This is a genomic window from Paenibacillus sp. MMO-58 (assembly GCF_037146255.1).
In the GTDB taxonomy this organism is placed as follows: Bacteria; Bacillota; Bacilli; order Paenibacillales; family Paenibacillaceae; genus Pristimantibacillus.
In genome coordinates, this window is record NZ_JBBCVY010000002.1 from 497103 (window position 1) to 510260 (window position 13158).

The 13158-nt window shown below is 47.3% G+C and carries 13 protein-coding genes; 4 read left to right on the plus strand and 9 right to left on the minus strand.

Annotated elements, in window-relative coordinates:
- Positions 1 to 113: 113 nt before the first annotated feature.
- On the minus strand, positions 114 to 1697 hold the full coding sequence (locus WFJ73_RS08000) for a response regulator (RefSeq protein ID WP_336772541.1): 1584 nt from the start codon (positions 1695 to 1697) through the stop codon (positions 114 to 116).
- A 40-nt stretch (positions 1698 to 1737) separates the two neighbouring features.
- A complete protein-coding gene (locus WFJ73_RS08005) occupies positions 1738 to 3555 on the minus strand; it encodes a sensor histidine kinase (RefSeq protein ID WP_336772542.1) in 1818 nt (605 codons plus the stop codon).
- Positions 3556 to 3801: 246 nt separating this feature from the next.
- Here WFJ73_RS08005 and WFJ73_RS08010 point away from each other — a divergent pair, with 246 nt between their 5' ends.
- The 3 genes from WFJ73_RS08010 to WFJ73_RS08020 all read left to right on the plus strand — a co-directional run bounded on the left by WFJ73_RS08010 (position 3802) and on the right by WFJ73_RS08020 (position 5648).
- Entirely contained in the window at positions 3802 to 4611 is an 810-nt protein-coding gene (locus tag WFJ73_RS08010) for an SDR family NAD(P)-dependent oxidoreductase (protein ID WP_201001020.1), read from the plus strand.
- Positions 4612 to 4761: 150 nt separating this feature from the next.
- Complete coding sequence (locus WFJ73_RS08015) at positions 4762 to 5301, plus strand: TetR/AcrR family transcriptional regulator (RefSeq protein WP_336772543.1); 540 nt, start codon at positions 4762 to 4764, stop codon at positions 5299 to 5301.
- A gap of 122 nt (positions 5302 to 5423) precedes the next feature.
- The gene (locus WFJ73_RS08020) at positions 5424 to 5648 is read left to right on the plus strand and encodes a twin-arginine translocase TatA/TatE family subunit (protein WP_336772544.1); all 225 of its coding nucleotides are present in this window, start codon (positions 5424 to 5426) and stop codon (positions 5646 to 5648) included.
- A gap of 44 nt (positions 5649 to 5692) precedes the next feature.
- Here WFJ73_RS08020 and WFJ73_RS08025 read toward each other — a convergent pair whose 3' ends face one another.
- The 3 genes from WFJ73_RS08025 to WFJ73_RS08035 form a co-directional block, all read right to left on the minus strand.
- Complete coding sequence (locus WFJ73_RS08025) at positions 5693 to 6274, minus strand: manganese efflux pump (RefSeq protein ID WP_336772545.1); 582 nt, start codon at positions 6272 to 6274, stop codon at positions 5693 to 5695.
- Between the two features lie 265 nt (positions 6275 to 6539).
- Positions 6540 to 6935, minus strand: a complete 396-nt coding sequence (locus WFJ73_RS08030; RefSeq protein ID WP_336772546.1) for a (R)-mandelonitrile lyase — start codon at positions 6933 to 6935, stop codon at positions 6540 to 6542.
- A gap of 38 nt (positions 6936 to 6973) precedes the next feature.
- Entirely contained in the window at positions 6974 to 8023 is a 1050-nt protein-coding gene (locus WFJ73_RS08035; protein ID WP_336772547.1) for an NAD(P)-dependent alcohol dehydrogenase, read from the minus strand.
- A gap of 194 nt (positions 8024 to 8217) precedes the next feature.
- Here WFJ73_RS08035 and WFJ73_RS08040 point away from each other — a divergent pair, with 194 nt between their 5' ends.
- Positions 8218 to 8775, plus strand: coding sequence for a TetR/AcrR family transcriptional regulator (locus WFJ73_RS08040; protein ID WP_336772548.1), 558 nt, complete (start codon positions 8218 to 8220; stop codon positions 8773 to 8775).
- Positions 8776 to 8852: 77 nt separating this feature from the next.
- Here WFJ73_RS08040 and mraY read toward each other — a convergent pair whose 3' ends face one another.
- The 4 genes from mraY to WFJ73_RS08060 form a co-directional block, all read right to left on the minus strand.
- On the minus strand, positions 8853 to 9806 hold the full coding sequence (gene mraY, locus WFJ73_RS08045; RefSeq protein WP_336772549.1) for a phospho-N-acetylmuramoyl-pentapeptide-transferase: 954 nt from the start codon (positions 9804 to 9806) through the stop codon (positions 8853 to 8855).
- A gap of 179 nt (positions 9807 to 9985) precedes the next feature.
- A complete protein-coding gene (locus tag WFJ73_RS08050; protein ID WP_336772550.1) occupies positions 9986 to 10468 on the minus strand; it encodes an NTTRR-F1 domain in 483 nt (160 codons plus the stop codon).
- A 195-nt stretch (positions 10469 to 10663) separates the two neighbouring features.
- A complete protein-coding gene (locus WFJ73_RS08055) occupies positions 10664 to 12007 on the minus strand; it encodes an ABC transporter substrate-binding protein (RefSeq protein ID WP_336772551.1) in 1344 nt (447 codons plus the stop codon).
- Positions 12008 to 12187: 180 nt separating this feature from the next.
- Positions 12188 to 13132 (minus strand): glycoside hydrolase family 113, encoded by a 945-nt coding sequence (locus WFJ73_RS08060; protein WP_336772552.1) that lies wholly within the window; start codon positions 13130 to 13132, stop codon positions 12188 to 12190.
- Between the last annotated feature and the right edge of the window lie 26 nt (positions 13133 to 13158).

A 13158-nucleotide genomic window follows, 5' to 3' on the forward strand; every position in this document is an offset into this window, starting at 1 on the left:
ATCGTAACTATACAGTCAGGGGTAAGCCCTCTCAATCGGGCTTTTTTAAGGATAAACAAGGCCATTTTTAAGTAAAAAAGGCGAACCGGCTCATGTGAAGGTTTTCGAATTAATTACGTCTTGGGCAGTTGTTTCCGGTAATCTCTAGGTTTGTAACCCATTAATTTCTCAAACATTCTCGCAAAATGCTGCGTATCCGAATAGCCCACCATTTGGCAAATCTCATACACCTTCAAGTCGGTTCGCTCAAGCAGCTCCTTCGCTTTGTTTATCCGTATTTGGGTCAAAAAGTTAACGTAGGTATCCCCCGTCTTTTGCTTGAAATACTGGCTTAAGTAATAAGGACTGATGAAGAAACGCGCGGACAAATCCGCAAGCGTAATCGGTTCGCTGTAATGCTCGGCGACGTATTCCTTAACCTCCGCGATAATATCCTTTTTCTTCGGGATGTTATGCTCTTGCTTGAATACGATAATTTTCCGAATGACCTCAGCCATCCACTCCTTCAGGCTTTCAAGCGTCCGAAACCTGGACATCTCCTCCAGCGACAGAATATGGCGGCCCAGGAAATCATTTTGCTGCAGCTGCTGGAACGACATTTTACGGACGCTGGATAAAAGAATGTTCAAGCACTGCAGTTGAAGATCCGCCGGGCTTATGCCTGCTCTGGCTTCCATCGTCCGGAAAATGTCGCGTATGAGGCTTATGCCTTCCTTCTCGTCGAGGTTTTCGAGCGCTGCTTCCAGCTTCGTAATCATCTCCTCGGGAACCGGCTCGCTCCGCCCTGTCAGATGATCAAGTTCAGGAAAGGCGATTACTGCGTTTGCGCCCTTGATTACCTTATAGCTAAGCGCATGGCGGGCTTGCTCGAATGACAAGCTGATCCCGGCTGCCCCCTTTTGAACCGTGCCGATTCCAACCGTCATTGACAGCTCGTAATGCTGATAGACCTGCTCCTTCAACCGATGCACCGAGCTTACCAGGTCCGCATAACCGATCGAGCGGCTTTGAGACACAATGACCGCAATCTGGGTGCTTGAATAGCGAAAACGGTAAACTCCCCGGTATTTGCCGAGAATCTGGTCAATCTGAAGAAGCACCTGCTGAATAACGGAATCCTTCAAGGTATCCGCGGAACCATAAAATTCAAGCAGCATGCAGCCAAACCAGGTGCCTGCCGACGGAATCCGCGCTATTTGAAGCAGCTCTTCAATTACTTCCTCGTTCTCGCTGCCGATATCCAGCAGATCGCGCAAGGCATTCTCTTGCATAAGGCTGTGCACCTCTTGCCTTAAATCATCGACTTCCCGGCGCTTCACCCTTTCCTCTTGAATCGCCTTCATCACGCTATACAGACAGTCCCGCAATTCCTCTTCCTCGACCGGCTTATTGATATAGAATTGCACGCCAAGCTGCATCCCTCTCCGGGCATATTCGAAGTCGGCGTAGCCGCTAAGCAGAATGAACTTTGTATGGACGCCAGCCTCCTGCACCATATGGATCATATCGAGACCGTCTGTCTGAGGCATCCGAATATCCGTAATGACAATATCCGGTTTTATTTTCTGAACAAGCTTGATCCCGTCCGCGCCGTTGTGGGCCGTACCAACAACTTCGCATTCCGGGATATAACGGCTTATCATTTTTTTGAGACCGTCCACAATGCCTTTTTCGTCATCCACCAAGATCAACCTCATATCCAACACCGCTCCTTGTCTCTTCGCATCCAGCATTCACTTAAAGCCGGGGGATTAAAATTTCCACAATGGTTCCTCGGTCCTGGCCCGGACGAATCGTCAGGGAATACCGCTCGCCGTAATGGAGCTTAATGCGTTCGGCAATATTTTTCAGGCCTAAGCCTTCATTCTCGGGCAGCTCGGCGTCTGCAAGCCTAGGCTTGCCCGCTCCTGCTTCCTCAAGCATTTGGAGCAGCTCCTTATGCTTCCATGAGGAAATTCCTGCCCCATCATCCGTTATCCGGATCAGGATCTCCCCTTCTTCCGTCCAAATGCCCTCAATCTCGATATTTAATGGCCGGCTGTAATCCTCGAATCCATGGTTGATGCTATTTTCCACAATAGGTTGGAATACAAGGGGAATAATGCTGCATGACAGCATTTCATCCGGGACCTTTATATGCAAATGGAAAGAATCGTCAAAGCGGATATTCTGAAGCTGCAAGTAATTGGCCGTATACTCCAATTCATGACGCACCGAATGGTACTTGCCTTCTTTCCCCAACGTTAAGCGAAACATGCGCGCCAAAATCTTGATCATTCCCGCTGTTTCCTCGTCGTCCTTCATCAGAGCCTTCATGCGGATGGATTCCAGCGTATTGTACAGCATGTGGGGATTAATCTGGTTCTGAAGCGCGATAAGCTTGGCTTGACGCCGCTTGATCTCGGCCATATACACATCTTCGATTAAGGTTCCGATTGTCGTAATCATGTTGTTGTAGCTGCGGACGAGACTTCCGATCTCATCGCTCGACTGTACTTGTTCGATGGGCAAATACTGGCCGGTCTCCGCCTGCTTCATCCTTCTGCGGAGCGCCTTGATAGGTTTCGTAATCGTATAACTGAGTCCAAGCGAGATAAGCGTAATAACCAGGCAGCTCATCAAAATAGCGATTACGGTCATCGCTTTAATCTGATTGATTTTCTGCAACAGCTTTGAGCGAGGAATCTCGGTCTTGATAAACAGCTTCTCCTGCGAAGTCGTCCCGGTTAAAATAATCTTCCCATGGCTGCTGTCATCCTGGATATATCTCTCTCCGGAGTCAAGCACCTGTTCCCAGGACAACCGGCCGCTGGCCGCATCGGAATGGTACACAATCTCCTGCTCGCGATTGCTGATAATGACGCTGATCCCGTATTTATCCCTGGCTAGTATAAAATCAGGGTCAAGCTGCAGCAGGGCAAACGGATCCAGATCAATAAGAAGCATGCCCGCATACGCTCCGTCGGAGCTGAACAGCACTCGTCCTACCGTCACTACCGCACCCGCGCCTTTATCCTCGTAATAGGAACGGTCATGCAAGCCGGTAATAAAAAAAGTTTCCTCCGAGCTGCGGAGCTGCTTGTACCAGTCCCGCGATAACAGCATCCTTTCGTTTACTCTGCTTGTTGTTGTCGTGTATTGGTACACATTGTTCTCCTTGCTGATTAATATAGCCGTTCCTATAGCCGGCTTGAGTAAAGTAATGCGCATCAGTAATCTTTGAATAGCCACTCTTTGAATAATTAACTCGTCCATGGATAAGTTCCGCTCTTTACCAAGCTTGGAAATCACTTCGCTGTCGACCAGCACCGACTTCGTAACCTTGTCATACTCATCAATAAATTCGTTTAATGTCGTCCTGATTTGGGACGTATACAAGGAAGCGAATTCCTGTGAGGATTGTTCAAGCCCTTCCGCCGATTTATGAAAAATAAGCGTACTTACTCCAAGCAGAGGAATGACGCAGGCCAAAAGGTACCCTGCCATTAATTTGTTCTGGAATCTCATATTTCGGATCAATAATGCTGCCCTTCGCAGCCAGCCTCTTCGCTCCATATGCAACCCGCCTTCGTCCATGTTTGTAACCGATTACACGGAAGTGTAAATTAAGCATAATCGATAATGAAATCGTGTTTTTTAAGTTTTTACCGGGTCTTTTTTATGAATTATTGTAGTCCTTATCGTCCTGTAATCAAAATTCCCTCCTCTATGGAACGCTCATGCTTGACAGTTCTGCCTGGCAAAGCTAATATCCTTATTAAAACATACACCTGTATGTTTTAATAAGAGGGGGTGTTTGGCATGACGGATTTCACAAGCGTAAGCGGTAAAATAGCCATTGTAACCGGTGCAGCCGACGGTCTCGGCAAAGCTATCGCGCTTTGTTTTGCGGAGAACGGAATGAAGGTCGTTGTCTCCGATATTCATTCGGACAAGGGCTCGGAAGTTGTACGGGAGATTGCGTCAAATGGCGGAGATGCGGTCTTTTTCAAAGCGGATGTCAGCAAAGAAGAGGATGTTAGGGGATTAATCGATTTTGCGGTTGAGACTTACGGACGATTGGACGGTATCGTCAATAATGCGGGCATAAGCGCCGACAGCAGACCCATTCACGAATATTCCATTGAAGAATTCGATAAAATTACGGCTATTGATCTCAAGGGTGTATTTATGGGAATGAAATACGGGATCGAAGCGATCCTGAAGTCGAAATCACCGGGCGGATTTGTCATTAATGTGGCTTCCCTGGCAGGGATTATGGGCAATAGTTCGATGGGTATTTATACTTCTTCCAAGCATGGGGTTGTAGGATTAACGAAAACCGCCGCCCTCGATTATGCCGCTTATAACATCACCGTCAACGCCATTTGCCCGGGAACGATCCGGACTTCGATCTGGGGAGACGCACCCGAAGAAGTGATCCAGCAATACGCGAAGATTCTCTCTCCAAACGGCAGGCTTGGGGATCCGAAGGAAGTGGCTCATGTCGCCTTATTCCTGGCCTCCGATCTTGCCCGTTACATCAGTGGTTCCGCCATTACGATCGACGCCGGCTCCCACGTTGGCAAAGTGACTCCTACGCAGTGGTCTCATCCGGAGATTCTGGACTAATAAACCTACTAAAAAATAACTTCCCGACCAGGAAGTTATTTTTCGTTTTATGCTATAATCCGCTTTAAGAGCTGCTTACGAAGTACGTTTAGTTCATGACCAAGATTAGCCTTGGTCAAATGAACTAAACGTTTGAGGAGTTAAAAAAAAATGATCACGACAAAAGAAAATATGTGCGAACTAGCCATTCATATGTTCAAGGAAATCGGCTTTGAACAAGTTAGCGTTAATATGATTTGCAATCAGCTGAAGGTTACCCGCGGTTCCTTTTACCATCACTTTTCCAGCAAGAACGACTTATTATTATTCTGGTTTTCTTCCCAGGTCGAAAAAAATATAGCCGTTGATATGAGCTTGGCATCTCCTAAACGGATTTTGAAGAAACATACGATGGATTACGCTGCCATTATTCATCAGGTGGGGCATGATTTCATGTACCATATTCTAATGGCCGAATTTGAGCTTGAAGGCCGGCATTTTTACACGTATCTCCATGCGGAGGAACAGTCCGTCAGCTTAATCCATAAAGCTATCGAGCTTCAAGAAATCCATTCCGCTGAATCCGCCAAGAAGCTTTTCGACGCTTATACGGCAGCCATGGTCGGAGCTATCGTTATGTGGAAGTTTGACAATGGCCAGTTCGATATTGCCGATAAAATCGAATCCATATTTGATACGATTTTTAGTTAAGTCCCGTGTTCCAACGCTCTCACTGTCAACTTCCATGCCAGTCCATACCGGCACTTTCTATTAGGCGAAGTTGTGGTTTATACTATGTATAGCGTTTACATTGTTTTTAGGAGGGTTCATTGATGGCTGACATCGGAATGCCCGGCTTTATCCTTCTTATTATTGTTGCATTGCTTCTATTCGGCCCCAAAAAGCTTCCCGAACTTGGGCGTGCGCTTGGCCGCACCGTCCGGGAATTTAAATCCGGCATGCATGGCCTGATGAATGAGGATGAGCCAATTGCGAAAAAGAACACGGCAGAGTACGAAACCGACCGCCCCAATTCAAAACAGCAACTTCCGGAATAACGGAAGCTGCTGTTTTCTTATTGGATATATAATGGCCAACGGGCTTAGATAATCATCTCATAAATACCAATGCAAATTAAAATTATTCCCCCTATAGCATTGGAATACTTCCCAACCACCGTATTGGATATTTCGTGTCCAAGACGCGAACCCAATGCAATGGTAATAATCGAGAACGCTCCTACCGAAATCGTTGTACCCCAAGCCGATACACCGGTCACTCCCGCCCCTAATCCGCTGGCAATGCAATTTAACGAAAGAGCAATTGCAAGCGTCCATGTTTCTTTCCAACTTACGATGACATCTCCGGCTTGATCCGCCTTATATGATTTTTGAGCATTTGATGCTTTCCTTCTGTTTGTCGCCATCAGGGACTTCATTATCGCCCACAAGCCAATGGCCATAATCATACTGCCGCCAACGGCATTCGCAAAGGTTGGTGACGTATACGTTGCAATGAGATGTCCGCATCTTATAGCGATATAAGCGGATAACGTTGATAAGGCGGCAATAAGTAGGTTAGAACGAATAGGTATTTTTATGCGCCGGGTGCCAAAAGAAAAGCCGATTCCCAAATTGTCTAAATTAGATGCCAGACCGATCCCCAAAATACTAAGCCAATGCAATTTCCTTCCCGTCTCCCCTCTTGCTGACAATAGTTCATGTTATGCCGGCTTTTCTTTATGGGTTCCTGCCTAGAGCTGACTGCGGATTGAACTTGCAGCGGCGGCCTATCTCACAATGTGTACCGCAAGCTAAAAAATAAAGAAGCATGAGCGGAAAACGTCCATGCTTCTTTATTTTGCGTTTCAAATAATCTATTGGCGAACTCCGGCGCCTCCGGAGCAGCGGACGTTATCCAGTATAACGATGTAATAATGTCGCACCCGATCAGCCTTGATACTGATCGTCGCTTACTTTCTCCAGCCATTCGACCGCCTTGCCGTCCAGACGCTCCTGTATGGCAATATGAGTCATCGCGGTCGTTGGAGAAGCGCCATGCCAATGCTTCTCTCCCGGCGGGAACCAGACTACGTCTCCGGGGAAAATGTCCTCAATTGGTCCTCCCCAGCGTTGTATCCGTCCGCTGCCCACGGTTACAATCAACGTCTGGCCAAGCGGATGCGTATGCCACGCGGTCCTTGCTCCCGGCTCGAACGTCACGCTTGCTCCGGCAGCACGTGCAGGGTCTGGCGCTTCAAACAGAGGATCAATACGCACCGTTCCCGTAAAATAATCAAACGGTCCTTTACCGGAAGGCTGAGAGCCAATTCTTCTGATGGTCATTTTAAAATTCCTCCATTTCGTATTCGTTCAATAAGATCTTACTGATTCATCATCGTGCTGACGTCAATGACAAATCTATACCTGACATCCGAAGCCAATACGCGCCCCCAAGCTTCATCGATCTGATTGGCTGAAATGACTTCGATTTCGGGAGTAATCCGGTGTTCAGCGCAAAAGTCCAGCATCTCCTGCGTTTCGCGAATTCCGCCGATAGACGAACCGGCAAATGAACGGCGCTGAGGAATCAACGAGAATACTTGAACCGGCAGCGGCTCCGATGGAGCACCAACGTTGACTAATGTACCGTCCACGGCCAAGAGCGAAAGGTACGCATTAATATCAATCTTAGCGCTTACCGTATTTACGATAAGATCAAAGGAACCAGCCAGCTGCTTGAACGTCTCCGGATCGCTTGTCGCATAATAATAATCCGCGCCAAGCTGCAGACCGTCTTCTTTCTTCTTCAAGGATTGCGATAATACCGTTACCTCTGCTCCCATGGCGTGAGCGAGCTTAACGGCCATATGCCCAAGCCCGCCAAGTCCCACAACGGCAACCTTTTTGCCTGGAGCGGCTCCCCAATGTCGCAGCGGCGAATACGTTGTAATGCCGGCGCACAAAAGCGGGGCGGCCGCGTCTAGCGCCAACGCGTCGGGAATTTTAACCACGAACTCTTCCTTTACGACGATATGGGTGGAATAACCGCCTTGCGTATATTGCCCGTAGCGGTCAATAGAGCCATAAGTACCGGTCATTCCTTCCAGGCAATACTGTTCTTCCCCCTTATGGCAGTTTGCGCACTTCCCGCAGGAATCAACCATGCAGCCTACTCCAACCCGGTCGCCAACGTTATACTTGGTTACTTCCGAACCAACCTTAGAGACAATTCCGGCAATCTCGTGACCCGGAACAAAAGGATATTGTACAGGCCCCCATTCCCCCCTGGCGGAATGGATATCGGAGTGGCAAATTCCGGCAAACTTGATTTCTATAAGGATATCGCGAGGCTGCAGTTCCCTGCGTTCGATAGCCGTGAGTTCGAAAGTACCTTCTTGACTAAATGTTGCGCGTGCATGAGCTGTAATCATTGTTCAACCTCCCGGTAGACTATTCGAATAAACATTGAACTGGATAAACAAAACACATTGTTTAATCAACTCATGTTCATTATTATATAACTTAGAAGATCGCATTCAATGGTTAAAAACTCGGATTATGTTGATATATCAACACGAAAGACAAAAATGTTAAATATCTTTACGAAAGCCAGGTGACTATTTTCATGCCCAAAGTAGATCGGAGAATTCTTAAAACGCAGGAATCATTAAAACACGCGGTTATCGATCTAATGTCGGAAAAAAGCTTTGACGAGATTACGATTCAGGATATCGCGGACCGGGCAAACCTAAATCGCGGAACGATTTACCTGCATTATCAGGATAAATACGACTTACTCGATAAACTCATCGAAACGCACTTAAATGAATTGGGAGAAATGGATAAATGGGCATGCGAAATGGATTGGGTTGACGCGCTGGTTCCTTATTTCAACTATTTCGAAGAGAATTATCTTTTTTTCTCCACGATGCTTGCCAGCAAAGAAGCCAAAGGTGCCCCGTCCTCTTTCCGAACCCGGCTGCTGAACTCTTTTATGGAAGGCTTCAAAGGTGAAATTGACAGGGAAAGCGACAGAAATACCGATTTGAGCGAGGATGTTATGTTGCAGTATGCCGGAACTGCTTATGTAGGGGTAATTGAGTGGTGGATCAGAAACGGAATGCCCCATCCGCCGGAAGTTATGGCGAAGCAAGTTGGTTTATTATTGGAGCGAAGTCTTTAATTAAGATAGCTGCTGGCTAACAAAAATAAGTACTGAAGCCCCTAAGGCGTCAGTGCTTATCCATTATCTTTGCATGTTCATCGCATGTACTTCCATAGAACCCAGCAGATCAGGGCGGATATCCAAGATACAAATCCGAAAATAATAACGATTTTATTTTCGCTCCAGCCATATTTCAAACTGAAATGGTAGTGAATCGGAGCCATACGGAACAATCTCTTTTTCGTTCTCTTGTAATACCAGACCTGCAGAATGACCGATAGTTGTTCCGCTATATAGACTGAAAATAATATCGGAATAAGAATTTCAACTTTTTCAATGACAGCTAGAAAGGTAAGCGAACCGCCAATCGCAAGCGAGCCGGTATCGCCCATAAAAGCTTTGGCCGGATAAATATTGTATAGGAATAACCCCAGCAGGCAGCCAATCATAACTAACGAGAAGGTCTTAATTTCTGTTTTGTCCGAAATCATAAAGAAGAAAAAATAAGTTGGGATCGAGACGTTAATCAGCAGCCCGTCGAGCCCATCCGTAAAGTTAATCGCATTCGCGGAGCCGACGATAAACAGCATCATTAGTATCAAGTATACCCACACCGGCAGATGAACCGCTAAGTTACGAAGCAGCAGAATATCAGAGCTCAAATGAAATTGAGTCAACAGAATATATAGCAATAGAATCGTAAAGGCAAATTGGAATACTAGCTTTGTTTTCCCTGAAATGCCTGAAGGATCCTGAAAGGCCGCCTTCTTCATATCATCCATAAAGCCAACCAGGCTGAACAGAACAAACGTTGCTCCCAGAAAAAGCATAAGCGGACTGGGATGAAAATAGACCGAGGTAAACACGCCGGTAAGCAAAATAAGTCCAGCCATTAGCGGCGTGCCGCGTTTGGCCTGATGATCAGCCGGCAGCTCAACCCGAATAGGCTGAAGCAGCTTCAGGCTGCGCAGCCCCCATATCAAGACAGGAGTAAACACCGTCACAATGGCAAATGAAATACTTAACGCGACAAGCAACGAAGTATCCACCTCAGCCTCTCTCCCCCAACCGCTAACCTACGTTTTTCCAATCATGCTTATCCAATATTTTACTGCGTTGTCCTTCCAGCTACAATGACTCGTCAATGATAATTGCATTATAAATCTTCAAGGCAAATGAAAAGGGAAGATCAGGACGCACCTGTTTCTTCCCTTTTTATTTGCTTGCATCAGCCAAGATCCAAAGCGGTGTTGAGCAGCTGGACATCATCGACGAACAAGTCTACCGAACTAGCCAGCAAACTGTTCATAATGAAGATTTGAGCCACGGTCGCTCCCGAGAAGGCAGGCTCCACATTGAAGTAGGCGGTTTTCCAGTTATTCGCCGTGCCGTCCGGCAGACGGGAAGGCACCGTCGCTATAAGTCCCGTATTCTGATAGACAAGCCCGGGCGTGAAGTAAAAGACGCCAATAAAGACCGACGGTCCAAGACCGGAGCCGTTCTTCGACAACGAGACCATTAGCTCGAAGCTGTTGCTGTCAGGTACGTTCACGAGCTTATAGATGTAAGAGCCGGCCGTCCCTCCTGCAATCTGGGCGGAGTTCGAGCCGGTCTGGCTGTAGCTTGAATTGAGAGTTACTGTCCCGGAGGTTACCCACCCTGTCAGCCCCGATTCGAATCCGCTATTCGTGACATAATTAACGATACTCATCGCATGTTTCCCCCTCATAGATGGATGGTGAAGCTATCTCATTTTATGAAGGCTTGTACGGCTTGGTTCTTTCAATGGCCTGACTTGAAGCCCATTTCATAGAGTTACGGGAGAAACATACGATTTCTAGTAATAATGCAAAACCCCGCTCCGGCATATCCCGAAGCGAGGCTGTTTGATTAGATTAGCTTTAGCTTAGTAGCCCAAAGCTGTTTTTGCGTCTTTCCATTTTTTATTCAGCTTATCGAATGCTGTTTTGAGATCATCAGCTACAATGTACTCTTGAACGTAGTCGCCGGTACCGATGCCGATTTGCGCTTTGTTCGCGATTTCATTGTATTTAGGATCCGTTGCTTCGCTTTCGATTAGCGTCGGGTTCAGCGCTTGGAACTCTGCCAATTGCGGAATAGAGGATTGCGCCGATTTGTCGATTGGCATAAAGCCGGAATCCTCAACGTAACCGGATTCTTTTACAAAGAATTCGACCCATGCTTTTGCCAGCTCTTTGTTTTTGCTGTCTTTGCTTACGGCTACGAAATAGTCGGAACCAAGCGGTGCGTTATATTTGCCGCTGTTATCGTAAGGAAGGGGGAAGAAGCCGATATCCTCCGATGCCGCACCCGCACCGATAATTTGAGGAATTACCCAGTTGCCAAGGAAATACATGGCCGCTTTGCCGCTAGCTACTTCGCCTTTGGACATTTCCCAGTTATTTGTGTACAAGTCCTTCTCTACATAACCTTTTTCAACGAATGTGCGGCCGATCGTTGCGAGTGTGCCCCAAGCGTTATCCAATTGGAACGGTGCATCCTCGGATACTTGTTTAGTGGCGAATTGCGGGTCACCGTTTACGTACCAAGCGGAGCCATCTCCCCAGTTGCCCATCGGCCATTGCGCGCCATAGTTCATGTACAGAGGCGTGATCTTCGCCGCTTTCAGCTTTTCAGCATCGGCATAAAGCTCATCGAGCGTTGTTGGCACTTTATCAATGCCCGCAGCCGCGAATGCTTTCTTGTTGTACACGATACCTTGCGTGTTAACGCCGGTCGAGAGACCGTAACGTTTGCCGTCAAACAACGTGTTATCCGCGAAATAAACGTTATTGAACCATTCATCCGGAAGCGGTTCGAAATATTTGCTGTACTCCGATGTAGCCAGGCCTGCCGGAATCATCAGAACGTCGCCGGCTTCCCCAGTCGTCAATCGGACTTGAATGTCCGTAGCATAGTTCGTAAGACCTTCGAATTCGATCTTCGCGTTTGGATATTTTTCCTTGAATTTTGCCGCATACCGGTCGAAGGTTCCATCGTTTACGTAGTCCGTTCTTTGCGTAAGTACTTTAATCGTGCCGCTCAGATCGCTTGGAGCATCCGTCGTTTCAGCATCTTTCGAACCGGCGTCGTTAGAAGCTGCAGCATTGTTAGTGGCGGAATTCGTAGCCGTTCCCGCATTGTTATTACCTGCATTGTTGCCTCCGCAAGCTGCCGTGAGGACTACCGTTAAAGCAAGAACCAATGAGACCGCAAATCTTTTTTCCATCGTTGTTACCCCCTGCAATTAGTATTTAACAACTTCCATCTGCTTTGTTCCACACTTTGGTATCGCTTACATCATCATCATATCTTCTGGAAAAACAAATTCATATGAAGTTTTTTTGTTTTTATTGTCATTAATTATGCTAACAATTTTTGTTTTGTTAGGTTGAAAGGCAGTAAAGGACTATACGGTTCCAGCATAATGCTGGCTTATGACTGCAGCCGCGATTTTGCCATACATGCAGTAATCGTCATTGTTTGCAGCTTCCTCACTCTCATACAATCGTGCCGGCCAATCCCACAGCATATAACCCTGCATCCATTCGCGTTTCGAGCAAGCTTCGAACATCGCTTCGTAATAACGCTTTTGTTCGAGCTCGGAAGGACCTCCGGGAAGCGACCAATCATTGGGTCTCACAGCCGAACCCTCACGGCTTGGACAACCGGCCTCCATGAAGAAGAACGGTTTGTCCCAAGACTTCACGGCCGCTTCGATCCGATCGAGCTGAGCTTCCCATTGATCAATGGGATAATAGCCGCTGGAGGAAATAATATCGACGGCATCCCACCAGGTGACCCGCTCCTCCTGATATTTGTCGCAATTATAAGTAATAAGCCCGCTGTAGATTTCACGAACCTCCGCAATTAAAGCACGCCATTCCTTATCGCGTTTGTCGGTCTGTACCATTTCGCAGCCGATGCACAGCATTTCGCAGCCTTCCGCTTCCGCAATTGCGGCATAATGCTTAATAAAAGTGCGATAAGAACGGAACCACTCCGCCCAGCTCGGTTCGCCGGGCACCTCATCATCGAAGAAATTAATGTGAGCCCGCCAAGTCCCGTTTGCACAGTTAACGACCGGCTTCAAGCATACTTTTAATCCATGCCGCTTCGCCTCTCGGATCGCCCACAACACTTCGTTGTCCGTTACGGTTGGTTCATTCCAATAAGGAATAACGGTGGATTGCGGTGTTTCTTGATTGGCAGCAAGAGCGATCGCCACCCAGTTTACATTCAGCTTTGTCATCTCCGACATGGAGTGCTCAGCTTCGGGACTTGCCCAAGTGCCGCGCACGCCGGTCCAGCCCCACGTCATTCCGTTCACGTGTTCATTCCATGGTTTCAACATTGATGCACTCCCTCATGAATTCCTTT

Coding starts and splice junctions, on each gene's coding strand:
- WFJ73_RS08030 (WP_336772546.1), bottom strand. CDS start 6,935: ATGACCATCAGAAGAATTGGCTCTCAGCCTTCCGGTAAAGGACCGTTT.
- WFJ73_RS08055 (WP_336772551.1), bottom strand. CDS start 12,007: ATGGAAAAAAGATTTGCGGTCTCATTGGTTCTTGCTTTAACGGTAGTC.
- WFJ73_RS08035 (WP_336772547.1), bottom strand. CDS start 8,023: ATGATTACAGCTCATGCACGCGCAACATTTAGTCAAGAAGGTACTTTC.
- WFJ73_RS08050 (WP_336772550.1), bottom strand. CDS start 10,468: ATGAGTATCGTTAATTATGTCACGAATAGCGGATTCGAATCGGGGCTG.
- WFJ73_RS08020 (WP_336772544.1), top strand. CDS start 5,424: ATGGCTGACATCGGAATGCCCGGCTTTATCCTTCTTATTATTGTTGCA.
- WFJ73_RS08015 (WP_336772543.1), top strand. CDS start 4,762: ATGATCACGACAAAAGAAAATATGTGCGAACTAGCCATTCATATGTTC.
- WFJ73_RS08005 (WP_336772542.1), bottom strand. CDS start 3,555: ATGGAGCGAAGAGGCTGGCTGCGAAGGGCAGCATTATTGATCCGAAAT.
- WFJ73_RS08010 (WP_201001020.1), top strand. CDS start 3,802: ATGACGGATTTCACAAGCGTAAGCGGTAAAATAGCCATTGTAACCGGT.
- WFJ73_RS08060 (WP_336772552.1), bottom strand. CDS start 13,132: ATGTTGAAACCATGGAATGAACACGTGAACGGAATGACGTGGGGCTGG.
- WFJ73_RS08000 (WP_336772541.1), bottom strand. CDS start 1,697: ATGAGGTTGATCTTGGTGGATGACGAAAAAGGCATTGTGGACGGTCTC.
- WFJ73_RS08040 (WP_336772548.1), top strand. CDS start 8,218: ATGCCCAAAGTAGATCGGAGAATTCTTAAAACGCAGGAATCATTAAAA.